The organism is Agrobacterium sp. A3-95 (assembly GCF_053521785.1).
The window spans coordinates 123,560-147,953 of record NZ_JBNWDR010000008.1 but is presented as its reverse complement, the minus strand read 5'-3'; the positions used below and the strand labels follow the sequence as shown (position 1 = coordinate 147,953).

General features: G+C 54.4%; 18 protein-coding genes and 1 pseudogene. 5 read left to right on the top strand and 14 right to left on the bottom strand.

Going from position 1 to position 24,394, the window contains the following annotated elements:
- Positions 1–61: 61 nt before the first annotated feature.
- The 6 genes from ACQZ5Y_RS20195 to ACQZ5Y_RS20170 all read right to left on the bottom strand — a co-directional run bounded on the left by ACQZ5Y_RS20195 (position 62) and on the right by ACQZ5Y_RS20170 (position 9,254).
- A complete protein-coding gene (locus ACQZ5Y_RS20195; RefSeq protein WP_051365531.1) occupies positions 62–985 on the bottom strand; it encodes a class I SAM-dependent methyltransferase in 924 nt (307 codons plus the stop codon).
- Between the two features lie 162 nt (positions 986–1,147).
- Complete coding sequence (locus ACQZ5Y_RS20190; RefSeq protein ID WP_174051111.1) at positions 1,148–3,259, bottom strand: glycosyltransferase family 9 protein; 2,112 nt, start codon at positions 3,257–3,259, stop codon at positions 1,148–1,150.
- 42 nt (positions 3,260–3,301) lie between these two features.
- Positions 3,302–4,978 (bottom strand): HAD-IIIA family hydrolase, encoded by a 1,677-nt coding sequence (locus tag ACQZ5Y_RS20185; protein WP_174051110.1) that lies wholly within the window; start codon positions 4,976–4,978, stop codon positions 3,302–3,304.
- A gap of 156 nt (positions 4,979–5,134) precedes the next feature.
- Positions 5,135–6,121 carry an ADP-glyceromanno-heptose 6-epimerase gene (gene rfaD, locus ACQZ5Y_RS20180; protein ID WP_019566637.1) on the bottom strand — a complete coding sequence of 329 codons (987 nt, stop codon included), beginning with the start codon at positions 6,119–6,121 and terminating at the stop codon, positions 5,135–5,137.
- The gene (gene rfaE1, locus ACQZ5Y_RS20175; RefSeq protein ID WP_025594985.1) at positions 6,121–7,581 is read right to left on the bottom strand and encodes a D-glycero-beta-D-manno-heptose-7-phosphate kinase; all 1,461 of its coding nucleotides are present in this window, start codon (positions 7,579–7,581) and stop codon (positions 6,121–6,123) included. Before rfaE1 ends, rfaD begins: the two co-directional genes overlap by 1 nt.
- A 401-nt stretch (positions 7,582–7,982) precedes the next feature.
- Positions 7,983–9,254, bottom strand: coding sequence for a glycosyltransferase family 4 protein (locus tag ACQZ5Y_RS20170; RefSeq protein WP_174060247.1), 1,272 nt, complete (start codon positions 9,252–9,254; stop codon positions 7,983–7,985).
- Between the two features lie 590 nt (positions 9,255–9,844).
- Between ACQZ5Y_RS20170 and ACQZ5Y_RS20165 the strand changes: the two genes are divergently transcribed.
- The 3 genes and pseudogenes from ACQZ5Y_RS20165 to ACQZ5Y_RS20155 all read left to right on the top strand — a co-directional run bounded on the left by ACQZ5Y_RS20165 (position 9,845) and on the right by ACQZ5Y_RS20155 (position 12,893).
- A complete protein-coding gene (locus ACQZ5Y_RS20165) occupies positions 9,845–11,608 on the top strand; it encodes an ABC transporter ATP-binding protein (RefSeq protein ID WP_025594987.1) in 1,764 nt (587 codons plus the stop codon).
- Positions 11,609–11,930: 322 nt separating this feature from the next.
- Positions 11,931–12,089, top strand: a pseudogene (locus ACQZ5Y_RS20160) (fumarylacetoacetate hydrolase family protein); the annotation flags it as partial.
- A gap of 24 nt (positions 12,090–12,113) precedes the next feature.
- Positions 12,114–12,893, top strand: a complete 780-nt coding sequence (locus ACQZ5Y_RS20155) for a 2-keto-4-pentenoate hydratase (RefSeq protein ID WP_112391576.1) — start codon at positions 12,114–12,116, stop codon at positions 12,891–12,893.
- Positions 12,894–13,038: 145 nt separating this feature from the next.
- Here the strand turns inward: ACQZ5Y_RS20155 and ACQZ5Y_RS20150 are convergent, their stop codons facing one another.
- Together ACQZ5Y_RS20150 and ACQZ5Y_RS20145 are read right to left on the bottom strand one after the other, a co-directional pair.
- Entirely contained in the window at positions 13,039–13,989 is a 951-nt protein-coding gene (locus tag ACQZ5Y_RS20150; RefSeq protein WP_111789896.1) for a bile acid:sodium symporter family protein, read from the bottom strand.
- 208 nt (positions 13,990–14,197) lie between these two features.
- Positions 14,198–14,998, bottom strand: a complete 801-nt coding sequence (locus ACQZ5Y_RS20145; RefSeq protein WP_112959408.1) for a hypothetical protein — start codon at positions 14,996–14,998, stop codon at positions 14,198–14,200.
- A 137-nt stretch (positions 14,999–15,135) separates the two neighbouring features.
- Here ACQZ5Y_RS20145 and ACQZ5Y_RS20140 point away from each other — a divergent pair, with 137 nt between their 5' ends.
- Positions 15,136–16,203 carry a linear amide C-N hydrolase gene (locus ACQZ5Y_RS20140; RefSeq protein ID WP_174051104.1) on the top strand — a complete coding sequence of 356 codons (1,068 nt, stop codon included), beginning with the start codon at positions 15,136–15,138 and terminating at the stop codon, positions 16,201–16,203.
- A 32-nt stretch (positions 16,204–16,235) separates the two neighbouring features.
- Here the strand turns inward: ACQZ5Y_RS20140 and ACQZ5Y_RS20135 are convergent, their stop codons facing one another.
- The 4 genes from ACQZ5Y_RS20135 to ACQZ5Y_RS20120 form a co-directional block, all read right to left on the bottom strand.
- A complete protein-coding gene (locus tag ACQZ5Y_RS20135; RefSeq protein WP_174051102.1) occupies positions 16,236–17,192 on the bottom strand; it encodes a hypothetical protein in 957 nt (318 codons plus the stop codon).
- A 99-nt stretch (positions 17,193–17,291) separates the two neighbouring features.
- Positions 17,292–18,977 carry an ABC transporter permease gene (locus ACQZ5Y_RS20130; RefSeq protein WP_035200257.1) on the bottom strand — a complete coding sequence of 562 codons (1,686 nt, stop codon included), beginning with the start codon at positions 18,975–18,977 and terminating at the stop codon, positions 17,292–17,294.
- Entirely contained in the window at positions 18,974–20,059 is a 1,086-nt protein-coding gene (locus tag ACQZ5Y_RS20125) for an ABC transporter ATP-binding protein (protein ID WP_004431090.1), read from the bottom strand. Before ACQZ5Y_RS20125 ends, ACQZ5Y_RS20130 begins: the two co-directional genes overlap by 4 nt.
- Before the next feature lie 117 nt (positions 20,060–20,176).
- Positions 20,177–21,169, bottom strand: a complete 993-nt coding sequence (locus ACQZ5Y_RS20120; protein ID WP_112199241.1) for an ABC transporter substrate-binding protein — start codon at positions 21,167–21,169, stop codon at positions 20,177–20,179.
- 294 nt (positions 21,170–21,463) lie between these two features.
- Between ACQZ5Y_RS20120 and ACQZ5Y_RS20115 the strand changes: the two genes are divergently transcribed.
- Complete coding sequence (locus tag ACQZ5Y_RS20115) at positions 21,464–22,597, top strand: ROK family transcriptional regulator (protein WP_004431088.1); 1,134 nt, start codon at positions 21,464–21,466, stop codon at positions 22,595–22,597.
- 91 nt (positions 22,598–22,688) lie between these two features.
- On the opposite strand, the gene ACQZ5Y_RS20110 is transcribed toward ACQZ5Y_RS20115, so the two are convergent.
- Together ACQZ5Y_RS20110 and ACQZ5Y_RS20105 are read right to left on the bottom strand one after the other, a co-directional pair.
- Positions 22,689–23,483, bottom strand: coding sequence for an inositol monophosphatase family protein (locus ACQZ5Y_RS20110; protein WP_162803683.1), 795 nt, complete (start codon positions 23,481–23,483; stop codon positions 22,689–22,691).
- Positions 23,471–24,367, bottom strand: a complete 897-nt coding sequence (locus ACQZ5Y_RS20105; RefSeq protein ID WP_111788527.1) for a glycerophosphodiester phosphodiesterase family protein — start codon at positions 24,365–24,367, stop codon at positions 23,471–23,473. The genes ACQZ5Y_RS20110 and ACQZ5Y_RS20105 overlap by 13 nt, the downstream gene beginning before the upstream one ends.
- Between the last annotated feature and the right edge of the window lie 27 nt (positions 24,368–24,394).

Genomic DNA, 24,394 nt, shown 5'->3' with positions numbered 1-24,394 from the left:
TCGAAACTGACAATTTCCAGAAACCTATCGATTACAGATATGTCTCCGATGTAACTGAAGCCTATCGCTGAGACCGGATTTTCTTTTTCAAGCGATCCCACATGGCCGACAGACCACGTCGTTCCAGTTTCTCCCGGAAAAACCTCACTTCTGCCTTCAGACGCTCAATCTCGTCTCTATTCTGTTCATTGTGCGTTTTCAGATCAGCCAATTCCATCTCATTCCGATGGGTTTTATCTATGAAATCGTCGATGACCCGATAACTATATGGATTACTGTCTGGATATGTTTTGCGTACAAACTCCAGAAACCCGGTCGAGGTCGCGCCCTCCTTGGGCTTGCGCCCGAGCACAGCATAATCGGGGAAGAGTTCCATCATTTCCAAGAATGCGGCTGCTGACCCTGTTTGATAACGGAGATTCGGCTGGTTTATGCCGATACATGTTGCCTCGGAGAAGCCATAGAACTCGACGACAAATTCGAGATACTTAGGAGGCAACGGGTGAACATGGGTTGGATCCGAGTAAAAGCGGTTCGAACCGACAAGTATGTTTTCAGGATTAGGAGTCTCGAAGATCACGAGGCCACCGGGCCGCACTACGCGATGCGCATGCTTGACAAAGTCGTGCAGGACATCTGGCGGGAGGTGTTCCACGATGTGAAACCCGGTTATCAAAGTCACACTATTGTCTGGCTGGCTCGCAATATGGCTAAGACAATCACCAACCTCGACAGTTAAACCATCCGCCTGAGCAGGAGAAAGCATATCGTCGTTCGAGTCGACGCCCAAAACCTGCCAGGAGCGCTCGGACAGCAAACGTAGCCACTCGCCACGCCCGCATCCATAATCAATCGCATTCCTGGGGAGTAGCTCCAGCTCTAAAAGCTCGATGGTCTGATTGTAGATTTCCAGACGTCCACGAATTTCGCTTCGACTGCCCCTGTGCCTGTTTTCAAACTCATAATAGAAACCTTTTTCGATCACAGGAGGCACCTTCCATCTCGCAACAACACAGTTCAGCCTCGACACGCATTGGCTTGCGAATTCGTGACGCCAGAATCTCTATATGTTCGTGTACATTGAAGGCAAGTCACTATGAGACCGACCGTGACACTGCAAACAAACTTCCTTACACACTAGTAGCAATCATTCGGCATCATGCGCCGACAATGTGTTTCTAATCGTATCAATGACCACGTCGACAGATATTCCAGTCATGCATTTGTGAGCGGCAACACAATCTTCGATGCGCGCTATATGGCAGGGCGAGCAGGCTAGCGGTTTTCTGACGATCGCAACAGACCTTCCCATTGGTTGCCATATATTGTGATCGGCAACACCGCTGAACACGACAACAGTTGGTACGCCTATTAACGCCGCAAGATGGGTGGCACCGGTATCTGTGCCGACAAAAATCTGCGCATTGGAGATGACCGAAGCAAGGTCCACTAAGGGGAGATTGGCGATCAAATCCAACCCCATGCCCTCTGGGATCGCGTTAAATATCGCATCGCGATATTCAGATTCCGCGTTACCACCGACAACGACTATCTTTAAATCGTCTTCCGATACAAGCCTGCGCGCAAGCTCCGCAAACTTCGAAGGAGCCCATTTCTTGGCCAATGTCCCTCCGCCGGGAGCAATGACCACATATCGAGAGCCGACGAAGGGATTATTGAAGCTTCCACTCGCTATCAATGCAGAGGTCGCGTCGGAGCTGTCAAATCCCTTTAAAGTGTTGACGACATGGCTACTCAGCAACATGAGACGATGGATGTTATGCGCGTTTTGATATAGTCCGCGGGGAACCTCCATCGGCGGCAATGAAATATTGAGGGGCATGAAATGTTTGTCAAAGCCCTGAAAGCCTGCCTTTACGGCGGCCTGAATAAACATCAGAAGCGGCCTTGTATCCGGGTCATGCCTCAGATCGATAGCCAAATCGTAGCGATCTGGTACTAGCCTTTTTATGTTCGCGTAGTTTTCAAGTTGGGCTTTCTGAACATCCTGCGAGAGTTCCGCAGAGAATTTATATTCGATTACTGAATCGAAATAGCCGCTTGCCCTGGCCAGATCACCATTCGTCGGCGAACAGACCAACGTGACCTCCGCATCAGGCCACGCTCTTTTCAGCACATCGACGGCGGGAAGCGACAGAAAGAAATCACCTATATGATCAAGCTTCAGAATAAGTATCTTAGGTTTTTGACCAAAAGGGGTTAGCCCATAGGTAGTTCTATTCTCGACCACAACGCCATTTTCAGGCGCCGAAGGAGAACGAAGAGGCTCTAAATCAGGCGCCTGACTTATATGTTTTTTTTTTCGTTTTGCCTTAGCTTTTTTTATTAGCGACAGCACCAGACCGGCGAAAAGAGACCATGGATAGGTAATCGGTAAAAATAGGGATGTCTGTTTTCTGAGCGCCAGAACACGCCGCTCAGTTTTCAAAAGGCGGCGAGACGCGTCCTTTGCGGAAACAGCGGTTTCGGACAGAGACGCTATCATCGCTTCCGCCGTGCTTGCTTGGGCCTGCAATGTATAATGCATCTGCCAGATGTCCGAGAGATCGTGATCTGCCATCTTGGCCCCATCCGTGGCTTGGGGCGACCCGATAGTGAACTGCAAATTCTCGGATTGCGTTACGGCCCGAATGTCGTCGATTGCTCTTCTAACTTCTCTGATAAAAGAGTTCTCGACGTCGAAGTCACGACAGACAACGATCGTTAAGTAAGTTGAGCCGGATATACGGCCTTCAGGCTTCGCGTGCCCATCGTTGCCGCCAGAATAAGGCATCAATATTTTTGCTAGAATACGTAAGTTGAACGTGTCTAGAACATAGCGCCAGCGATGCAGCGCTTCGTCTATGTCGCTTCCAGCAGTTTGTCGATCTAATTTCAGTTCAAATATCAACAAACCGTTTGGCAAAAGACTGCGCTCGACATCGCTCACGCACTTGTGGATGTTTTCGAGGCTATCGAGTGTCGACGAGCGCTTAAAAAATATGTCGAACTGCAGCGTCGCTGGAGAAGTTTCCGCCTTCTCGGATGAGCTTCCCCCACCCGATACAAGCGACCACATCTGGGGATTTATCCCAGAAAACTCCACGCCATCCACGCCATCAACGCAGACAGTGCACAATCCGCTTTTGTTCGCTTCGACGGCTTGGAAGATTGGCAAATAGTGAGTGCCGGCAGAGGTCTGTGTTTCCCTCCATTTCGCGTAAGCGTCTTGGTAGTTCGAGAATTCAGTGCCGTTCAAGTTGAGCAACCGCGTACTTTCCATAACATCACAACCAAGACGTTAGAGTTTTTTGCTTGAAACAAAATCAAACAAGTTTTTTCCGGAGAACAACGCGCCTTGAATACCGGCTGCAACAGCAGCCTCAACATCCGACACCTTGTCGCCGATGAGAACGCTGCGCTCCCGATTCACGTTCCATCGCATGATGATATCTTCTATCATTCCCGGAGAGGGTTTTCTCCAATAGTGATCACCCCGGTATTTTTCGATCGTGGCATTCTCGTGGAAAGGACAGAGGCGTTCATCGTCAATAGATGCGCCTTGTTCGTGAAGCAACTTCCCAATATGAGCCCGCAAAATGATATAGTCGAGATCATCGTAATAACCGCGACCGATGCCAGACTGGTTTGTTACGACAAATACCCGATATCCCCGGTCTCTGAAAGAACTTAGAACTTCCGCTGCCCCAGGGATAAGTCGGACGTCCTCAATCTTACCTGGATATCCCGTGTCTTCGATAATCACGCCATCTCGATCTAAAAAAAGCGCGGGTACGCTTTCGATATAAGGCTGCAGCAATCTGTGCATTTCTTCGACAGCGCAGACGATATGATAAAGAGACGACGCGGGCGCATGCTCCTCGACTGCGGTACCATCTTCGTGAAAACGATCCACCCAAAGGCCGGGTAGAACTCCCTTGAAAAAACCCTGCAATGCACCGGCCGCCTCAGCAACCTTTGCGTATGCCACTTCTCTATCTTCGAGAGTTATCGCCGTCTCGGCCATCATAAGCCAAGCTTTGATTCGCTCAGTCTGTGGCCACAGACGAAATGCTTTGTCGTTGAGTGTCAGATCAAAATTCAGACCATTGCGCGCAAGACCACGGGATTCATCGACACCTTTTTCGCCAATCTCCACGAGTTTGCGCGCAGCGATAAGAGCGTCTTTCCGCCCTACCATCTTACCCCATCGCGTGAGCAACCATGCCCATTCGAATTGGTGCCCCGGCTCGATTGGCGCCAGGGTGTGGTGCTGCATTACCGACCAGTCGTGATTATAATATTCACGGAGAGCCCCGTTTTCAGGCGAGATAAATGCCGACAGGCACAATTCGCCTATTTCATTGAGGCACGACAGCCAGCGTTCAGGCTTTTTTACCGAAGGATTTTCCAACCATGCAAGAAACGCCTCAAAGAGATGCATATGCGGATTGGAACGCAGAGGCACGATAGGCGGCACGGCCTCTTCAAAACCTGAGGCCGGATGCTTCCAACCCGCGATCATCGCCTCAAGACAGTGCAGCGCGGCTTCGGCAATGGTGTCCTCGTTTTCAAGCGTGTCAGCAGCATAGCTCAGACCGAACAACGCAAAGGCATGGTCATATAGATCGAATGACGTATTCCTGACCCCACTCGCCAAATCGACCGTGGTAATCAGGGAACCGTCCGCATTAAAACAGTGCTGTTGAAGAAAGTCCCATCCGTGCTGAACCACCCCTTCAGCATCGCCGGCCCAACCCATTCTCTTAGCCGCAGAAAAGCTATAGATCTGACGGCAAACGACCCTCGTTCTTCTCGCCACTTCAACGGCAGCGCCGCTTCTATCGATTTTTTCGAAAAAGCCACCACTCACATCATCTCGCCCAACCGAGGACCATAGTGGAAGCGCCGCTTCGAAAAGCCATTTTTTGAGTTTCAGATACTCATTCTGAGCGGATTCGAAGCCCGGCTGTGTCATCAAGAATTATCCTTAACCAGACTGGTTTGGCTGACATGAGTGATAGCTATCCGAATCCGTTTTCGAAGGACGCCATTCAGCGGTTGCGATTTTGAGGGTGTTCAATCCAGCTTTATGTGAGCGCATACAGTCTTTTCGCATCAATTATGCCTACTGCTAGCGATATCTGTCTTCGCGGCTTAGATACGAATTGATGTAATCGTCAAGCCCTTCTTCAAGCGATGATTGGGGGCCGTTATATCCGATTGACGCGACTTTCGACATATTTGCCTCGGTAAAGTACTGATATTTACCGCGGATCGCCTCCGGCATTTCAATGAAATTAATATTCAGCTTCTTGCCGAGAAGATCGCCCATGACATGAACGATGTCTGCAAAAGATCGTGCCTTGCCAGATCCACAATTAAAGATCCCGCTATATTTCTGATTGTTCAAAAGCCACAAGATGAACGATGTGCAATCTTTCACATATACGAAATCCCGACGCTGTTCTCCATGTTCGATATCAGGTCGATAAGACTTGAACAGGGATACCTCGTTGGTGGCCTGCACGACGTCAAAGAGTTTGCAGGCGACACTGCGCATATCATCCTTATGATATTCATTTGGCCCGTAAACATTGAAAAATTTTAGGCCAGCCCACTGCGGAGGGGCATTCTCACCACGCGCAACACGTTCGATGAAAATATCATCGGTCGTCTTTTTGCTCCAGCCATAGGCATTCAGCGGTGCAAGAGAGGCGCGTGCCGATGCAGCCTCGTCGTCATCAAACCCCTCCTCGATGCCGCCATAGGTCGCAGCGGAAGACGCGTAAATAAAAGGAACGCCATGCTCAGCACACCAGTCCCACAACATTACAGAATAGTTGATGTTCAGCTCGATAAGTCTGTCTACATCAGCTTCCGTGGTGGCGGAAATCGCGCCCATATGTATGACGGCTTTGACATCCACTTTAATGCTGCGAAGATAGTCGGGCAGTCCTTCGGGCGACACATAAGCTGCGATGTTACGCTTTGCGAGATTGCGCCATTTATCGCCACGGCCAAACCAGTCAACGACGGTAATCGGCCCAAGACCCGCCGCCTCCAAATCAGCGACAATGTTGGACCCGATAAATCCAGCAGCTCCGGTTACAATATACATCAAACTGCCTCTTTTTTACTGCGCGCAATCGTCGCCGTCGTGCTTTTTCCGGGCACTATTTCGAATGTAACGACCTTGCCGCCATCCGCCATCACGACATCCGCACCAACAATGTTGTCGATCGTATAGTCCGCCCCCTTAACCAGCACATTGGGGCGTATCGTCTTGATGAGTTCAAGCGGTGTGTCTTCGTCAAACACCACCACCGCGTCGACGAAAGCCAATGCGCCCAGAAGTTCGGCGCGATCCAGTTCGGTATTTATCGGTCTCGATGGACCTTTAAGCCGCTTTACCGAGCTATCTGCATTAACGCCAACGATCAGACGATCGCAATTATCCCTCGCAAACTGCAAAAGCCTGATGTGGCCAACGTGAAGGATATCGAAGCAACCGTTCGTAAAGCCGACCTTCAGATTATCGCCCCGCCAATCCTCTGCCAGCGCCTGGACATCTTGCCTGTCAAAAAGCTTGTCCGAAGGGCTGACTTCCCCCGACGAGGTGTCGTGAGACAAGGCATCTCGGAGTTCGGCAGCAGAAACAGTTGCCGTGCCTTTTTTACCAACCACGATGCCAGCAGCTGCATTTGCAATCCGTGCTGCATCGGCACGTGAAGTTTGGGAGCCCAGGCCAACGGCGAGCGTCGCAATTACCGTGTCGCCGGCACCAACGACATCGAACACTTCTTTAGCTTCCGTGCGAATATGGAAAGGCGGATGGCCTCGCTCAACAAGGGTCATCCCTTTTTCCGCTCGCGTTATGAGGACCGCCTCGATGTCGAAGCGCGACAAGATCAACTCGCCAGCCAATTCAGCTTCCTCATCGGTATCCGGCCATACACCCGTTACGGCCTGCGTTTCCTTTTGATTGGGTGTTACAATCGCGGAACCTGCATAGCGGGTAAAATCAGACGTTTTTGGATCGATAATGACCGGTTTTCCCTCAGTCCGGCACGCAGCAATAATTGCTTTCACAACCCTTTCGCTTAACAGACCTTTGGCATAGTCCGACAAAATGACAACGCTGTGAGATGAGATCAAGGAAAGCGCAGTGGAGATGACACGATCCTCTTCCTCGTGGGAAATCGGAGAGGCATCCTCAAAATCAACGCGCAACATTTGCTGGCCGTGACCGAGGAAACGCGTCTTGATAGTTGTCGGGCGCTCATCCAATGTCACGAAGGGCGCAGAAACGCCATGAACATTGTTCAGCAATTCAAGCAGTTTGCTGCCATTGTTGTCTTTGCCCACCGCTCCCAGCAATGTACAACTTGCTCCAAGAGAAGATATGTTGCGCGCAACGTTAGCTGCGCCACCGGCAAAATATTCCTCTGATCGCGCGCACATAACCGGGACCGGGCCTTCCGGGGAAATGCGGCCGACATCGCCGGAAATAAAGCAGTCCAGCATTACATCGCCAATGCAGAGAACCTTAACTTCAGAAAATCTCAAATAGTCCAACATCACCAGTTATTCATCCTGTCGCTGTCCTACACGTGAGCCACAACACACGCAAAACGGAATGCCCAATTCAACTGCTCTGCAAATTGCAGAACTGCCATCGCCCCCGAGACGATTCAACTGAATCGAATTAGCTGCCCAATGTGCCCCAATTGCGCTTAAGACATTTAAAAGGGCATGATTATCACAATTTTTACAGCTACCCTTCAACCTCGATGAATCGAACATTTGCTTGTCGTAAATGAAAATTTACAAAAGCAAAAGGCCAACCATATTGGCCGTCACGCCTAAAAAACCATCAGGAGCATCGAAAAAACGGTCGACCATATGCCTTGGAAAACACTATCCCCGGGCAGCATTGCATTTAAACGGGCCTGATAATTCTTGAGCATTATTTGCATGCATCAAGAGCGTACGGGTTTGATTGCCTCAAGAATTCCTTGCGCAACATCTTTCCAGGTCCGCATTTGTGGACGGGAAAGCTCGATAGTTTTTTTCCACTCCGAATATTCAGCAGGATTTTCCAGAAGCATCTGAAGCTGACCCGCTAGTTCTTCCGGTCTTTCTGGATCGAAATAGCGCGCCAAATCTCCCCCTGCCTCTCGGAGTGCAGGAACATCTGCAGCCAGAGCCGGCGTTCCACACCACAATGCTTCACTTACCGGCAGGCCCCAACCTTCCATTCGACTGGGCAAAAGAAGCGCATAAGCCTTTTCATACAGCGCGCGCAATTCCGCCTGGTTGGGATTGAAAACGAAATGAAACTTTCCGGATAGCGGTGCAAATTTCTCTTTTTTAAGAAATTTTTCCACTCTTTTACGCCGCGCACCCGCCAAGACGAGTTCAGGCACCTGAATACCCCGTTGATGCAAGGAGAGCATCGCTTCGACGACGCACTCAAGGTTTTTCCGTCCGTTGTAGATACCCACGCATAAGAGATATGGCTTTTCCGGGCCATGTTTATCAACCGGCTCGTTAGTCGGGCGCAATTCATGACATAAGGGAACCGCAACAACAGATGACACGGCAGGCAAAATTCCGGCTTCCGAAAAATGCCGGACTTCTGACGCGGTAAACTCCGAGTTGGTCAGAACCATAGACGCAGCCGTGATCGCCACCTGATTGTCATAAATAAAGTTTCTCGGGAACGAAAACTGATTTCGATGGGTGAAATCATGCAAGGGGATCATGTCGTGAAGAAGCGGGATGAAAATCGGCTTGGTGCCATTTTCAGCGAGAGCCATCAGATAGTCTGACATTATCTTCGGACGCCCAAGCGCAATCAGGATTTGCCCGTCGAGGTCTACATCCTTAACCGCCCCAACGGGAACGGTAGCCCAGCGCTTCCTGTTGCGATGCTGAACGATCTTGTGCAGAATCCGGTAAAGCGCGTTTTTAATGACGTTTTTATCATATAAATTTTGACGAAGGCGCAAAGGCGTTGCCGAAGAAGGAATATTCGGATCAAGAACGCCCGTTGGAGACGCATCGCCTACGCGTGGAAAAACCTCAAAGAAACGCCGATGCAACGGTGAGTATATGACGTATCGAATGGACGCATCAAGCTTTGTAAGCTCGTATGCAACTTCCATTACGGTTCGCGCTATACCGTAATATTTGAATTTCACACCGGAATTCAAATACAGTTCTGATAAATCAAAAAATACATCGGACATTCACTGACCTGCCTGCTTTGAACTGGCCCGACGACGGTCATCGGGGATGCAACTAAAATTCTCCTGCAATCAGTGAATGGGATAATGCACCGTTCACCAATAAGCCAGAACGTTTCAGGCGAGAGCTTTCGCGACTTCGCGTCGATATAGATTTTAGCCAGCCAGCTTGTCAATCACGCAGCCAGTCAAACGCCCAGAGCCAAATTACAGTTGGAAAAATGCCGCACTTGGAATTGCCAGCGCCTTGTAGACGTACATTGCGGGTTCGTCAGGCGCAGTTCCTCCCAATCTGTTGCTCTGAGTAACGATATTCGCTCATCCTTACTTATCTTCCGGTCACGCCTTTTCATGGCCGCATCAACGCTCAATGTTGACACTTTAGATCGCTAGGCTTATTGGCGTGGTCTCAATTCAGTCGGGCTCTTTACCTACCAGAGCCTTTCGCGCATTTTTGCTCGGGCGCGAGAGAGATTATCGAGCTTGGCACGGCAGCGAGTGGAAACTGAGAAAGCCATCCCGCATGAATAACATGCAGCTGAATGTGCAATTTGGAATCTGTGTGGGCGTCGACACCAAATAAGGATATTTCTGTGATCGGATCGTTTTTGTCGCCAAACGACAAGAAGTTGCTGGTGCGGCTTTTCAAAGAGAACTTCAAAAAACATGTCGGTTGGTACAGTGCGGCAATTGTGGCGATGGTTGTCGTTGCCGGCACGACCTCTCTCAGCGCATGGATCATGCGCGATATCGTCAACAGTGTTTATCTGAAGCAGGGTTTTGACGTTGTTCTGGAGATTGCGTTTGCAGTGGCTGCAATCTTCATTATCAAAGGTCTCGCCACCTTCGTGCAGAGCTACTATCTCAGCAAGGCAGGCAACAGTATTGTTGCCGAACAGCAGCGCAAAATCTATGACAGGCTTCTAAAGCAGGGCGTTTCGTTCTTTCAGAACCTGCCATCGTCGGAATTGCTCGTTCGCGTTACCTATAACGCGCAGGCTGCCCGTAGCGTCATCGATACCATTGTCACATCCTTTATACGCGATCTTCTTTCGCTCATCGGCTTGATCATCGTAATGTTCGCCCAGAATTTCCTTCTGAGCGCGATCTCGATGATCATAGGACCGCTGGCGATTTTCAGTGTTCGCCTGGTTTTGCGGCGTGTACGCCACATCATGGAAGCGGAACTTGCTTCGCTCGGCGAGATCGTCAACGTCGTGCAGGAAACCAGCATTGGGGTTCGCGTTATCAAGGCGTTTTCGCTTGAAAAGCTGATGCGCCAGCGCATGAACAAGGCGGTATCCGATGTCGAGCAACGCGCCAATGGCATTGCGAAGCTTGAAGCGGCGACCAGCCCGATCATGGAGACACTGTCCGGTCTCGCCATTGCAGTCGTCATCGCCGTATCCGGTTACACCGTTCTTGAAAAAGGTGGTTCGCCGGGCGACCTGATGGCCTTCATTACTGCCCTGCTTCTCGCCTATGAGCCAGCCAAGCGTCTGGCACGCATGCGTGTCCAGATCGAGGGCGGTATGATCGGCGTGCGTATGATGTTCGAGGTTCTGGACGCGCCGTTGACACTTGCCGAAAAGAAGGATGCCCAGCCGCTCCCCAAGGCAAGCGGCAATGTGGAACTCAAGAACGTCAGCTTCGAGTATGTTGCTAACCAGCCGGTTCTGAAGGACGTCAGCGTCCTCTTCGAGGGTGGCAAGATGACTGCGCTGGTCGGGCCTTCCGGCAGCGGCAAGTCGACGATCATCAACCTCATGATGCGTCTTTATGATCCGCAAAGCGGTTCGGTCGAGATCAACGGAATGGATTTGCGCGATGTGTCCTTCGCAAGCCTGCGCGAGCATGTTTCTTACGTGGGTCAGGAAACCTTCCTCTTCTCGGGAACGGTGAAGCACAACATTTCTGTCGGTCGTGACAACGCTACCGATGAGGAAATCATCGCTGCGGCCAAAGCGGCCAACGCACATGATTTCATCATGAGCATGCCTGATGGTTATGACAGCAAGCTTGGCGAAAACGGTTCCGGTCTGTCCGGTGGCCAGCGTCAGCGTGTTGCCATCGCCCGCGCCATGCTGAGAGATGCGGACATATTGATCCTCGACGAAGCAACGAGTGCGCTCGATTCCGAATCCGAAGCGCTTGTCCGGGACGCGCTTGAGCGGTTGACGTTTAACAAGACATCGATTGTCATTGCCCACCGGCTCTCCACGATCAACCGCGCCGACAAGATCGTCGTCATGGATAATGGTCAGGTTGTGGAGCAGGGAAGCCGTCGCGAGCTGCTCGCAACGGATGGTCTCTACAAACGCTTGCACAGCATCCAGTTCGATGCGGACGTAGCCTAAGTCAGACAATTATCGGGCGGCATTGCCGCCCGATCCTTATTAAGCTTACCTGTTACGTCAGATACCTTCGGCCGGTTATGCCGATTACAACGCGATATCCATATCGCTCGCTGCCCTCACCAGGAGCGGCAGAATCTGCCACGCGTTCATCGCTCAACCCTATTAGCGGCGCGGCAACGCTCATGGTGCCGACGACTTCCTTCCCCTGACGGATGGCAACCACGATTGCCCCATCCTCGGCGGCCAAAGCTTCAGTCCGCTCGCCCCATGGCTTGTGAACCCGGACCAAATCGACGATCTACAAACCTAGTGCTCTGGCTCGATGCGGCTCATGCCCGGTGACGTCGTCACAACCGGCATGCCGCCACGCGTCGGCCATGGAAGTAAGCCGCCGGTCTTCCTGAAAGCAGGAGATGTTGTCGAACTTGGCATAGATGGCCTTGGCAAGCAGCGCCAAATCGTGACAGCATTCGGCAATTAGACAGCAGCAAGGATCATGACGGGAATGACAGCAATCGAAAAACTGGCCCAGGACCTTGTGAAAGCAGGCCTGAACAGCGGCAAAATTCCGCTGGCGTCAATCGAGGTGGATGGCCTAGTTCCAGACAGCCTTGAAGATGCCATGGCCGTTCAACGCGCTTTCGTTGAAGCTTCAGGCAAAACGGTGGGGGGCTGGAAGCTGGCGATCCGGCCGGACGGGAACGCGGTTGCTGCGCCGATGGTCGATTGTTATGGCGTCGATGAGGATAACGTCGCGTCTTTTACGGGAAGAGACGTTGAAGGCATCGAGGTGGAAATCTGCTTCACCCTCGCCTCCGACATACCCGCGGCAACCGCAACCCCGCTAAGCAGGGCCGATATATTGACACATATCGACGCCGTTCACCTCGGTGTCGAGCTTCTCGGCTACCGGTTGGTGGAAAAGAACCAAGTCCCCTTCCCGCTGTTTCTGGCGGATCGCCTTGCCAATCGCGGGTTTGTTCTAGGGCCGGAAATCGACGCGGCAATCGTTGATACCTTTGCCGGCAATACCGGCGATCTGCCGCATCTGACGGTGACCGAAGGCACAGATATCCGTTTCGATGCGGTGGTGAAACACCCTAATACCGATCCACTCGCCCCGCTCATCGCTTTCGCCAATTCCAAGCTCAATAGGAATGGAACGCTGAAGCGCGGACAGATCGTCACCACCGGCAGCCTTTGTGGGGCGATAACAAGCGACCTTGCCGCCGACACCTATATCGATATGAAACCGGTCGGGGCTTTCACACTTTCATGCTCTTGATCGTCGCCTGCCGCCATCGACGCGGATAGTGCTTCCGCGTCGATGGCGATTTTGGTCGAGGCGTTGCGGACCTGCAGCGTCATATCCCGAAAAACCTCTTCGGGCTGCTTCACATCCCCCGTCGGCCAATCTTCGTCCGGCGATCCTATCCGGCTTTCGTCGTCACCGTCGTGTCCACGCGGCCCGAAAACCAGTTGGCCAGCAACGCGCCGGAGATATTGTGCCAGACGCTGAAGATGGCGCTGGGCACAGCTGCGAGAGGCGAGAAATATGCCGTCGCAAGAGCGGCACCGAGACCGGAGTTCTGCATTCCCACCTCGATGGCGATTGCCTTGCGCTTGGCGAGGGAGAGACCGGTCGCCTTCGCCGCAAAATAGCCAAGCAGATATCCAAGACCGTTATGGAGAACCACGACGGCAAAGATCATCAGTCCAGACTGGGCTATCGCACCTTTCGATGCGCCGACAACCGCCGAAACAATCAGAACGATACCGATCACGCTGACAAGCGGCAGCGCAGGCACAGCCGCCTTGACGACGTTCGGCAACAGCTTCTGCAAGGCGGCTCCAAGTGCCAGCGGCACCAGAACGACCTTGACGATGCTCAGGAACATTGCCCAGCCATCAACCGGCAGGAACTGGCTGGCAAACAACCACACGAGGAATGGCGTCACCAAGGGAGCAGCAAGCGTCGTCACTGACGTGCAGGCGACGGAAAGGGCGACATCGCCCTTCGAAAGATATGTCATGACATTGGACGATGTGCCGCCCGGGCAGCAGCCAACCAGGATGACACCTGCTGCCACTTCCGGTGGCATCGGGATTAGCAGGGTCAGCAGCACCGCAAGTAACGGCATGATGAGGAACTGGCCGAGCACCCCGATGGTGACATCAACAGGGCGCCTCACGACTTCACGAAAATCGTCGACCGAAAGTGTGAGCCCCATGCCGAACATGATGATCGACAGAAGCGTAACGATCCACGGCGCAATCTGCTTGAAGGTTTCTGGAAAATAAAAGCCGAGCACGGCAAACAAGATGACCCAGACCGCAAAGGTTCTTCCCACGAAAGCCGAAACGGCTGCCAGCGATTTCATGTCTATACTCCCAAAATGAACATGAGACCCCGTCTAGTCGGCATGGTCGCTGTGTCAAGGTCACGCGGGACGGTCAGTGGTCCATGCGCGGATGAGATCAGGACGAGCCCCAACAAACATCAGTGCAAAGCGCGGACGCAGCGGGTGAAGTGCATCTTCACAACCACAGGCGGGTAGACCGCACAGGGTGTGCGTCGGGCGTAAACCGTCAAAACCTGTAGGTCAGCCCGACAACAGGGCCACTCAGCCGCGAATTGAAGACGTAGCCGTCATGCGAATAATCGACATCAAGCACCTTGTAGCCGGCCGAGACAGAGAGTGTATCGGTAAAGATGTAGTTCACCGTCGCCAGGGCCGACCATGTCAGATCCGATCCTGCGCCAAATCCGCCGATGTCGACCTGCCCCTGAAGTGAAAGCCGGTCCGTCACGCCAAAAAATACCCTTGCGCCGATGACTGGATCCACCCAGCCGAAGTTTTCCTTATGGGTTGCCGACACGCTGCCGATCAATGGGTGACTGGCCGTAACCGCGACCTCGTTGGAAATATGCCAGAAGCGTGCACCCGCCAGCGCATCGAGCGTGAATCCTTCCGTATCCACGATCCGATACCCGGCCTGCAGCGTTGCCATGAATTCCTGGGTATCGACATCAGCGTTGATGGCCGCCCCCGGGGGCAGCGTCGGCAAGCCGGGAATTTGCAGGGCCGGCAACGGGCCGGTGGCCTTGCTGTCGGTCGTGTCGACATACATCAAGTCGCCGGACAGAACGAAGCGGTCGTACCGCCCCCAGATATTAACAAATCCCCCGAAGTTGAGATCATCCATGACGTCAGAAAATGATTTCTCGACGTGAAGGGTCGGCGCACGCCGGAACGGTGAAATGTTGCCGTTCAACCCGGTTGCCCACAAATAGCCCGTGACCTGAAGCGCCCAATCGGGTTGATCAACTCCCGCGGGAGTGAAACTCTGCGCATCCGCACCTAAGGCCAAGCTTGCGGAAAAAACCATAATGGTCGAAAAAATAGATAATTTTAGCAAAGGCTTACCCCCGTCCGGCACCGAAGGTAAACCGATTTGACATCCGGCAACAAGTCCGATTTTCTATCATACGCTGCAATCGCGCCGCGAGCACCGGAGGATGCACCATGCGACCGAAGACCATTCCTTTTTTGTCTGCCTGCACCGCCACCGTTTTTTCCATTGCCACGCTTGCGACATCGGTGGCTGAAGCCTGCACACGGTTCGTCTATCTGGGTGAAAACGACCAGGTCATGACTGCCCGCTCCATGGACTGGAAAACAGATGTTGGCACGAACATCTGGGTCTTTCCGCGCGGAATGGAGCGATCTGGCGAGGCCGGGCCGAACTCGGTCAAATGGACCTCGAAATACGGAAGCGTCATTGCCTCGGGCTACGATATCTCCACCACGGATGGCATGAACGAAGCTGGCCTTGCCGCCAACGTGCTCTGGCTGGTCGAGTCGAGTTACCCAGCCTATGATGGCAAGTCTCCGGGACTTTCCATTGCGGCATGGGCGCAATATGTACTCGACAATTTCGCCACGGTCGGCGAGGCCGTCAACGCACTCGAAAAGAACCCCTTCACGGTGGTGACGGACAGTGTGCCGGGGGAAGAACGTCTCGCAACGCTGCATCTATCGCTGTCGGATGCCAGCGGCGACAGCGCAATCGTTGAATATATCGATAGCAAACAGGTCATTCACCACAGCCGCAAATACCAGGTGATGACCAATTCCCCGACTTTCGACAAACAGCTGGCCCTCAACGAATACTGGACGCAGATCGGGGGCACGGTGATGCTTCCCGGCACGAACCGGGCATCGGACCGATTTGCCCGCGCAGCATTTTACGCCAATGCAATCCCCAAAAGCGAAGACCCGGTCGAGGCAATCGCCAGCGTGTTCAGCGTCATCCGCAACGTCTCGGTTCCCTATGGCATAACCACCCCCGACCAGCCGAACATTTCTTCAACGCGCTGGCGCACGGTGATCGACCACAAGCGAAAGCTCTATTTCTTCGAATCCGCTTTGACGCCGAACATCTTCTGGATAGACATGACAAAGCTCGACGTCTCGAAAGAAACAGGCTCCGTGAAGAAACTCGACCTGGGGCCAAATCAGATCCACATTTACTCCGGCATGGCGAACGACAGGCTGAAAGATAGCAAGCCTTTCAAATTCCTCGGACTTTGAGAGTGCCGCGGCGACGGCGCCGCACCCTGCCCTTACCAGCCATTCAGGCAGACGACCGTCCTGTCATCGCTGAATTCGGTGCTTGTCGAACCTTTTACCGAAGGATAGTCGGCGAGTTTGTGAAAATCTGCCGCCTCGACGCGGTCAAATTCCGCTTCCCAGTCAGCGACATCGGTTCCAGCCGGCAGAGACAGATAACCGTCGGAAAAGATTTCAAGGCTTACAAGCTTGTCCTTGGCGATGCTAAGATCGACCGTCCCATCTTCTATGACCGTTCCGCCATTGACCGAGGCGTATCCCAGTACGTGTCCCTGCCTGTTTGCGAATTGCGGCTGGACGCGAATTCCTCCCAGCAGGAATTCCTCGACCGCTTCGATATCGCTCTCAAGGCCGCTCATGCGGGCTGCGGCAATGACAACATTCTCCGCCTCCTGCGCAGTCATGATGCCGTTTTCGACGGCGGAACGCAGGCCGGAAAAGATGGTCGCACGCGTGCGTGCCTCGGCTGCATCACCATCCCCCATAAAGGCAAAAAGCTGCTTGAAGACAAGGATGCGCGCCGATGTACTTACCTTGTCTATAAGCTTGGCATGCTGCAGCAACCGGGAGCCGTTGATACGCACACCGGAATCGCCGGCCAGAAGCAGGCGGAAACTGTCTCCCAGGTCGGCAACGATTGCCAGGGTTGTCGACGGTGGATGGCTGGCATTGATGCGCTCTGCCTCCTGCTTCAAGATGTCGCTGATGTTCTGAAAAAGCTTGGGCGCGGCAATTGTTTCCAGAGTGCCATCGAGGCCCATTTTCGCCACGGCATTTGCGGCAGCAAGTGCTGCGATACGGCCCGAGCTCAAGCCGCCGTAACTTGCACCGGTCGGGTCGGTCGCACCGTCAAAAACGGCCAGAACCCGTCCCGGTATGATCAGCGCCACATCGTCCCCGGGCGTTGCGGCGTTCTTGTATTTCGATTGCGAAAAGCTCGCGATATTCATCGTCGTGTATTCCTTGCAGAGGGAGGCTGGGCAGAGGGAGGCTGGCGGCGACACGTATGTCGCCGCTCCTGCAGGCTTTTGGTGAGGGCTGGTATGGTTTCAGACGAAAGAGGCTTCTTTGTCTTCCGAGAGGCGGAACACGATGAAGACGCAAAGTCCGGTGCTGACCAGAAGGACGGTTGAAAGCGCCGCAGCCGTACCAAACTCGCCGTCAATCACCTGAACATAGATGAGAACCGGCATGGTGATCGTTCGTGCCGTGTAGAGGATCAGCGTCGAGGACAGCTCGTTGATAGCCGTTATGAAGCTCATCAGCGAACCGATGATGAGACCGGGCAGCATCAGCGGCACCGTCACCGACACGAAGGTCTTTGCCGGCGAAGCCCCGAGATTGACCGCAGCCTCCTCGATGGACGGCTTGATCTGTCTGAGGATCGATGTCGTGGAGCGGACGCCGTAGGGCAGCCGGCGGATAAACACCAGGACGATGATGATGAGCGCCGTCCCAGTGATATCAAAGGGTGGATAGCGGAACGTCGTGACGTAGCCGATCGCCATGACAACGCCGGGAATGAGGTAAGGCACCATCAGCAGGAGATCGAGCGAGCCGGAGACCGCATTGTCGCGTCGCACCACGATGAAGGACAGCAGGCCGGAAACGATCGCAATCAGTACCACGGCAGCCAGTGCAAACGTGAAACTGTTGGCAATCGCCTGCGGTGAATCACGAAGGATACGGGCATAGCTGTCCAACCCGAAGCCGCCGGTAAAGACGGGACCGCTGGTTGCGAGGAACGAGGTGTAGATGACCGTGAGAGACGGCAGCATGGCGATGAAGACGACCAGATAGCAGAAGCCGTGCACGATGAACGACTTCAACGGGCGCATGGACTGCTTTACCGGCCTGTTGGTCAGTGAACTGGCGTAGCGGCGCTTGGCAAGAATGTGCCGCTGCAACAGAAGTGCCGCCATCGAAATTGCAATCATCACCATGGAAATCGTCACCGCCATGGTTGGCGTACCGGCCATTTCGGAGGTGTATTGCGCATAGGCGATTGTCGAAAGCGTTCTGATGCCCTTGCCGAGGATTGCAGGCGTTCCGAAGTCGGCGATGGACAGCACGAAGCAGATGATCGCGCCGGTGCTGACTGCCGGAAAGACCAGCGGCAAGGTGATCTTGCGGAAACGCTCGAACGCCGTGCAGCCGAGATTTTCCGCCGCGTCCTCATAGGACTTGTTGATGGTGTTCAGCGCGTTCTCCGTCATCAGGAAGATGTAAGGAAAGAACTTCAGGCTGAAGACCATCACGATGCCCGGGATCCCGTAGATCGTCGGCAATGAAATGCCGGCGAAGGACAAGAGATTGGTGACCGCGCCGTTGGCACCGAACAGCATGATCCAGGCATAAGCACCAATGAACGGCGGTGCGCACAGAACCAGAACCGCGAAGGTGGCAATGAAAGTGCGCCCCTTTATGCGATAACGGGAGGTGCAAAAGGCAAGCGGAATACCGAGAAGGCAGGCGCCCAGCATGCCCAGCACGCCGATCAGAAGCGTATTCCAGAGTGCGACGGTGTAAAAACGTCGCGTGAACACTTCCGCATAGTTGCTGAGACCGAAGGCCCCGGTTTTGGCATCAAAGAAACTGATGAAGAAGACGCTGAAAATCGGCAGGATCAGGAATATCGCCAGCAGGATGACGGCAAATACCGTCACGCTTGTCCAAAAACCTGGCAGTCGCAGGCGGAAACCGCCGGGAGTTGCAGTCGCAGTCATATCCGTCATGACAGGCGCTCCCCGGTTACGCCCTCGCCGAACAGCTTCGCATCGGCCGCGCGCCAGGAGAAAGTGGTCTTCTGGTTGGGCTGCAGTGCAATGATCTCAGGCGATGGCTTGGTGATCGCCTCGATTTCCTCGCCCGACGAGAGAACGGCTGCAACGTTCATCTCACGCCCCGTGAAGCTGACCAGTCTTATGGTCACGGGCAGTTCGATGCGCTCGTCACCATCGATCGCGGCAGGACCGACAGAAATCGCCTCCGGGCGGATGGCGGCGACGATCTTCCGCTGCGGGGAAATCGCATCCGCCTGCGGCAATGCGACCTTGTGGCCGGAAATGGATGTCTGCCCGCCTGCACGGTCAAGCGTCAGGAAGTTGTTTGCGCCCACGAACGACGCGACGAAGCGGTTGGCGGGATTGTTATAGACTTCCCAGGGTGGTGCAGCCTGCTGAATGACGCCGCCATACATGACGCAAACCAGATCGGACATGGCAAGCGCCTCTTCCTGATCATGCGTGACATAGACGGTGGTGATGTTCATGGCCTGCTGGATTTCACGGAGTTCCCGGCGCAGGTCCACGCGAAGTTTGGCATCGAGGTTGGACAGCGGTTCGTCCATCAACAGCACTTTCGGGTTGATGACGAGTGCGCGTGCAAGACCCACACGCTGCTGCTGGCCGCCGGAGAGTTCGTGAGGCATACGCTTGGCATAGGGAGCGAGCTGCACGACATCGAGAATCTTGCCGACCCGTTCGCGGATCTCGGCTGAAGACGCCTTGCGCTGTTTCAGACCGAAGGCAATGTTGTCAAACACCGAAATATGCGGAAACACCGCATAATCCTGAAAGACCATGCCGACATCGCGCTTGTGGGCGGGCACATGTTCGATCGCCTGTCTTTCGATGCTGATGCTGCCGCTATCCTGCTGGTGAAAACCGGCAATCGTGCGCAAGAGGGTCGTCTTGCCACAACCGCTGGGTCCAAGAAGCGTAAAAAACGATCCGGAGGGAATGGAGATGTTGATGTCGGAGAGGGCAACGACATCCCGGTAACTTTTCTTGATGCTGGTAATTTCTACGGCGGCCATGTGCTGCTCCATGACATATCCTGCGCGGCACGCGACCACGGTGGACGGAACGAAAATGCTGTTGTGAAAGAGGTAAGCAGGGGACGGCTGCCTGACGCACCGCCCCCGGCAATGTTCTTACTGGACGTCGAGCAGGATCTCGTTCCACTTTTCCATCAGACGCGAGCGGTTGTCCGCAGCCCACTTGAAGTCGTATTTCGCATCCGGAACATCGGACAGCGGAACGAGCGCCGAATTGGCAGGAACATCGGTTCTGACAGAGCGACGACCGGCTTTCACCACGACTTCCTGCGCTTCCTTGGAGACGATGAAATCGATGAAGGCCTTGCCGTTTTCGGCGTTCGGCGCACCCTTGACGAGCGCCATGCCGTCAGGCGCGATTGCCGTGCCTTCTTTCGGATAAACGATTTCTACCGGAGCGCTGCCAAGCTTGTAGCGCAGGGCGGCGTCTTCGAGCGTGATACCTACCGCCTGCTCGCCATCATTGACGAAACGCGGAACAGCGCCTGAAGAGGTGGAAAGAACGGAGTTGCCGAGAATGCCGGTATAAACTTCCCAGCCCTTCTCCTCACTGTCGAAATCCTGCAAAACCGTCGCCATCTGGATATAGGCGGAGCCGGACTGATCGGCACGGGCCGAGGAAATCAGACCCTTGTATTCAGGCTTGGCAAGATCGGCCCAGGATGTCGGAACCGGCGCACCTTTCAGCGCTTCCTTGTTGACGATGAAGGCCGTAACGACTGCGGTAAAAGGAACCCAGTTGGTGCTCGGCGAAAAGGCAGGGTTGATCGATGCTGCCTCGACAGGCTTGTAAGGTTCGAAGAGGTCGGCGGAAAAGTCGATGACGGTGCCATCAACGCTCCAGATCACGTCGCCAGCCGCCTTGCCGCTTTCCGCCTTGATGCGGTTCATCAGCTCGCCGGACCCGGCTTTGACAAGCTCGACCTTGGTGCCGGTCTTCTTTTCAAACATGGGCAGCAACTCATCCATGAGCTGCTGCGGCGCTGCCGAATAGACCACGACGGTACCTTCCGCATGGGCGAAAGCCGCACTGGCAAGGAAAGTTGCGCCAGCAACAAGGCGCGCGAAAGTAGTGCATGATTGACGCATAAAGGGTGCTCCGTTTTTTTGTTCCCTGACTGGCAAGGCAGTACGACATAATTTCTTATTGATTTTGCGTGTCGCTACCCGCCGTCTGCTATTTATTTTCTTTACGTAAATTAATTAGTCAAGCTGCAATTTATCTTGAATACAAAAATCCAATATCCGTCTGAAAAAACTCAACATTTGAAGACAGCCGCTCTTAATCCTCGAACCTGAAAAGTCAGGACGTTCCGGAAAACAAGGTGCACAGCCACTGAAATTGCGCTAATCATCCGACTTAACTTCTCGTGGGAGACCTGGTTGATCGACCTCGGCTACAATGAACGGCGTCTGCTCGAAATCCTGCGCGGCAAGGGAGGCATGTCGCGCATCGAACTGGCGCGCGAAATGGATGTTTCCGCACCGACCCTCACCCGCCTGACGGCCAATCTTCTGGAATCCGGCCTGATCCTGGAAGCCGAGGAAGCGCGCAGCGACGGCAAACGGGGGAAGCCATCCACTGCCATCGAGATAAATCCGAACGGACTTTTCACGCTCGGGGTCTATTTCAACCCGGACGATCTGCGTGTCTGCCTGGCCGATCTCAACGGCACGATCAGGCAGGAAATCAGGTCCGAGCTTGAGGGACACAGTTTCGAGCATATCATGGAGATGGCCGAGACGGCCGCCCGACAGGTGGTTGAAAAGGCAAAGATCAAAAAGAAGGATGTGCTTGGCTGCGGCATCAGCTTTCCAGGCCACTTCAAACGTGATCGAGGCCATGTCTTTCGCATCAAGCAATTCGAGAGCTGGCGCGACATCGACGTGGACAAGGACTTCCAGCCCTATTTCGATTTCCCGGTCTTTCACGAAAATGACGGCAATACCGTCATCCTCTCGGAGCTGTATTACGGAGCGGGTCGAAGCATCCGCAATTTTGCGATGATCTGGCTGACATACGGCATAGGCGGCGCCGTTGTGGTTCAGCGCCATCTCTATCGCGGCACGAACGGCAATGCCGGCGAGTTTGGCGGCCTGTTTCCCAAATCCCATCCACGTCCCTCTGGACAGGACCTTTGCGACACGCTGGCCGCCCACGGAGTGGGCATCCGGCGTTTGAAAGATATTGATGAAAGCTATTGCGACCACCCCGCCGTGGTTGCCTGGCTGGAAAGGGCGACCGACCAGCTTCGTCTGCTGGCGCTGACGGTTGCCCGGACGATGGATCCCGGCGCGATCATTTTTGGCGGATCGCTACCTGACTGGGTTCTTGAACACATCGTCCAGCGCATCGGCTCGCTGGAAATGCTCGGCGAAGACTTTTTCGTCGAGCCACCTGAAATACGCAAATCGATGATGAGCGACCTGCCCCATCTCGGTGCCGCCAGCATACCGATCTACCGCGCCACAACGCCCAGCTATTATTCCGGCCGGGCGCTGAAGGGTTGGGCATAACCGCCAGTCGTCAGAGGCTTTTCGGTCCGATAGCCATTGGTTGGTGCCGGGTGTATGGATCTCTCACCCGGCACCGGTTTTTATGAGAATTTCAGGCAAGTTCGGCCGGGACCAATTCCGCGATCTCAGGCCAGAGCGTCTCCGTCGCGGCCATCAATTCAGGCGTTGCGGCAGCAACCCAGGGAATGCCGGTTTCGCCGCGCGTTCCAATCCGAACGTCAAGACCCGCCTCCCGTGCCAGGACAACGCCACCGGCGATGTCCCACATGGTCGTCAGTTTTTGCAGATGGCCATCGAAGATGCCGCGCGCTGCAAAAACCAGTGAAATCGAGGTCGAACGGATGGATTCCACCACCCAGCCCGCATGCCTCAAGCCGACATTGAGCGCCGCCACCTCCGCGGCATCGGCAGACGCGCTGTCACCGAGCGACATCACATGCACTTCCTTAAATGGAACATCGCGCGCAAGCGGCTTGCCGTTCAGCAGCAACCCTGTTCCTTCGGCAGCCGAATAGATCTCCTGGAAGACTGGCATGGCGACGACCCCGATTTCCGGGACGCCGTTGCGCACGAAGCCCAGCGAGATGCCCCAGAGTGGTGAGCCGCGCAGGAAGTTTGCGGTGCCGTCGATGGGATCGATGATCCAATAGGCGTCATCTGCGATCCCGCCCATCTCCTCGCCGAGAACGGTTTCACCCGGAAATGCCGCCGCCAGCCGGTCGCGCACCAGCCTTTCAACCGCGGTATCCGCTTCCGAGACGAAGTCCTGAAAACCCTTGGTGCGGGTGGCGATGCTGCCGCGCGCTTCGAAAAAGCGAAGGGCAAGACCCATCGCCTCCTCTATGATGCCGGCTGCGCGCTCGAGGCGCTGGTTCATCGTGTCCATGACCTGCCCGTCTCGCCTGCATCAGCCTTCAACCAGCCCGTGAAGGCCTCGACTTCATCCGTCTGGATTGCACCGACGCCGACCTGCGCCAGTGCGCCCCACACACCTTCTGCATCGGAAAGTGCGCGCGTGTCGTTGAGATCGAGGCAATGGGAAACGTCGAGCGTGTTGATCCAGAGGCGGATATTCTGACGCTCCATTTCGGCGCGGCCTTCAACCAGATCAGCGATATCGGTAAATTTTACCTCGATCATCGGCGCGCGCAACGCTTCGATGCGGCGCAGATCCTCGGCAAACTTGCCCTTTCTCACCGGAAACATCGGCATATGCGGGATTTTGCCGAACCAGTCGGTATCCAGCACACCGAAATGCTCGGCTTCAGGATCGATATCGGTTTTCACCAGAACCTGATCCGCGACGCCAAGGCGCAGTACGGTTTCCATGACCTGCGGCAGGTCACGGGTGAACTTGGTATCGATATTGACGGTGATTTTGCCACGCGCCTCTTCCAGCAATTCTTCCAGCGTCGGTACGCATTCCTCCGTCACATCGGCTGCATCGCCGCCAGCACCTGCCTTCAGCCGTGCGGAACGGACGACATCAAAGGCCAGTTCGCTCACTGTCCCCCGCCCCGTCGTCGTGCGGTCGAGCGTCTCGTCGTGAATGACGACCAGCCGGCCATCGGCTGTCGCCTGCGTGTCGATCTCGATCATCTCCACACCGGCAGCGACCGCTGCGCGAACCGAAGCCAGCGAATTTTCAGCGGTCGCGGTCCAGAACCCACGATGGGCGATGGTGAGGATCGCGGGATTGTCGCGCGAGCAGAGGGCGAGAACATTACACGGATTGGAGACTTTTCGTTGGGCTGCAAGGGTTTGAGGCATTTTTTTCACTTTCGGATGTTGCGTTTA

What these genes read in the sequence shown, in the direction of transcription:
- ACQZ5Y_RS20185 (WP_174051110.1), bottom strand. Translation starts at nt 4,978, where the DNA reads ATGACACAGCCGGGCTTCGAATCCGCTCAGAATGAGTATCTGAAACTC.
- rfaD (WP_019566637.1), bottom strand. Translation starts at nt 6,121, where the DNA reads ATGTATATTGTAACCGGAGCTGCTGGATTTATCGGGTCCAACATTGTC.
- rfaE1 (WP_025594985.1), bottom strand. Translation starts at nt 7,581, where the DNA reads ATGTTGGACTATTTGAGATTTTCTGAAGTTAAGGTTCTCTGCATTGGC.
- ACQZ5Y_RS20170 (WP_174060247.1), bottom strand. Translation starts at nt 9,254, where the DNA reads ATGTCCGATGTATTTTTTGATTTATCAGAACTGTATTTGAATTCCGGT.
- ACQZ5Y_RS20155 (WP_112391576.1), top strand. Translation starts at nt 12,114, where the DNA reads ATGACAGCAATCGAAAAACTGGCCCAGGACCTTGTGAAAGCAGGCCTG.
- ACQZ5Y_RS20150 (WP_111789896.1), bottom strand. Translation starts at nt 13,989, where the DNA reads ATGAAATCGCTGGCAGCCGTTTCGGCTTTCGTGGGAAGAACCTTTGCG.
- ACQZ5Y_RS20145 (WP_112959408.1), bottom strand. Translation starts at nt 14,998, where the DNA reads ATGGTTTTTTCCGCAAGCTTGGCCTTAGGTGCGGATGCGCAGAGTTTC.
- ACQZ5Y_RS20140 (WP_174051104.1), top strand. Translation starts at nt 15,136, where the DNA reads ATGCGACCGAAGACCATTCCTTTTTTGTCTGCCTGCACCGCCACCGTT.
- ACQZ5Y_RS20135 (WP_174051102.1), bottom strand. Translation starts at nt 17,192, where the DNA reads ATGAATATCGCGAGCTTTTCGCAATCGAAATACAAGAACGCCGCAACG.
- ACQZ5Y_RS20130 (WP_035200257.1), bottom strand. Translation starts at nt 18,977, where the DNA reads ATGACGGATATGACTGCGACTGCAACTCCCGGCGGTTTCCGCCTGCGA.
- ACQZ5Y_RS20125 (WP_004431090.1), bottom strand. Translation starts at nt 20,059, where the DNA reads ATGGCCGCCGTAGAAATTACCAGCATCAAGAAAAGTTACCGGGATGTC.
- ACQZ5Y_RS20120 (WP_112199241.1), bottom strand. Translation starts at nt 21,169, where the DNA reads ATGCGTCAATCATGCACTACTTTCGCGCGCCTTGTTGCTGGCGCAACT.
- ACQZ5Y_RS20110 (WP_162803683.1), bottom strand. Translation starts at nt 23,483, where the DNA reads ATGGACACGATGAACCAGCGCCTCGAGCGCGCAGCCGGCATCATAGAG.
- ACQZ5Y_RS20105 (WP_111788527.1), bottom strand. Translation starts at nt 24,367, where the DNA reads ATGCCTCAAACCCTTGCAGCCCAACGAAAAGTCTCCAATCCGTGTAAT.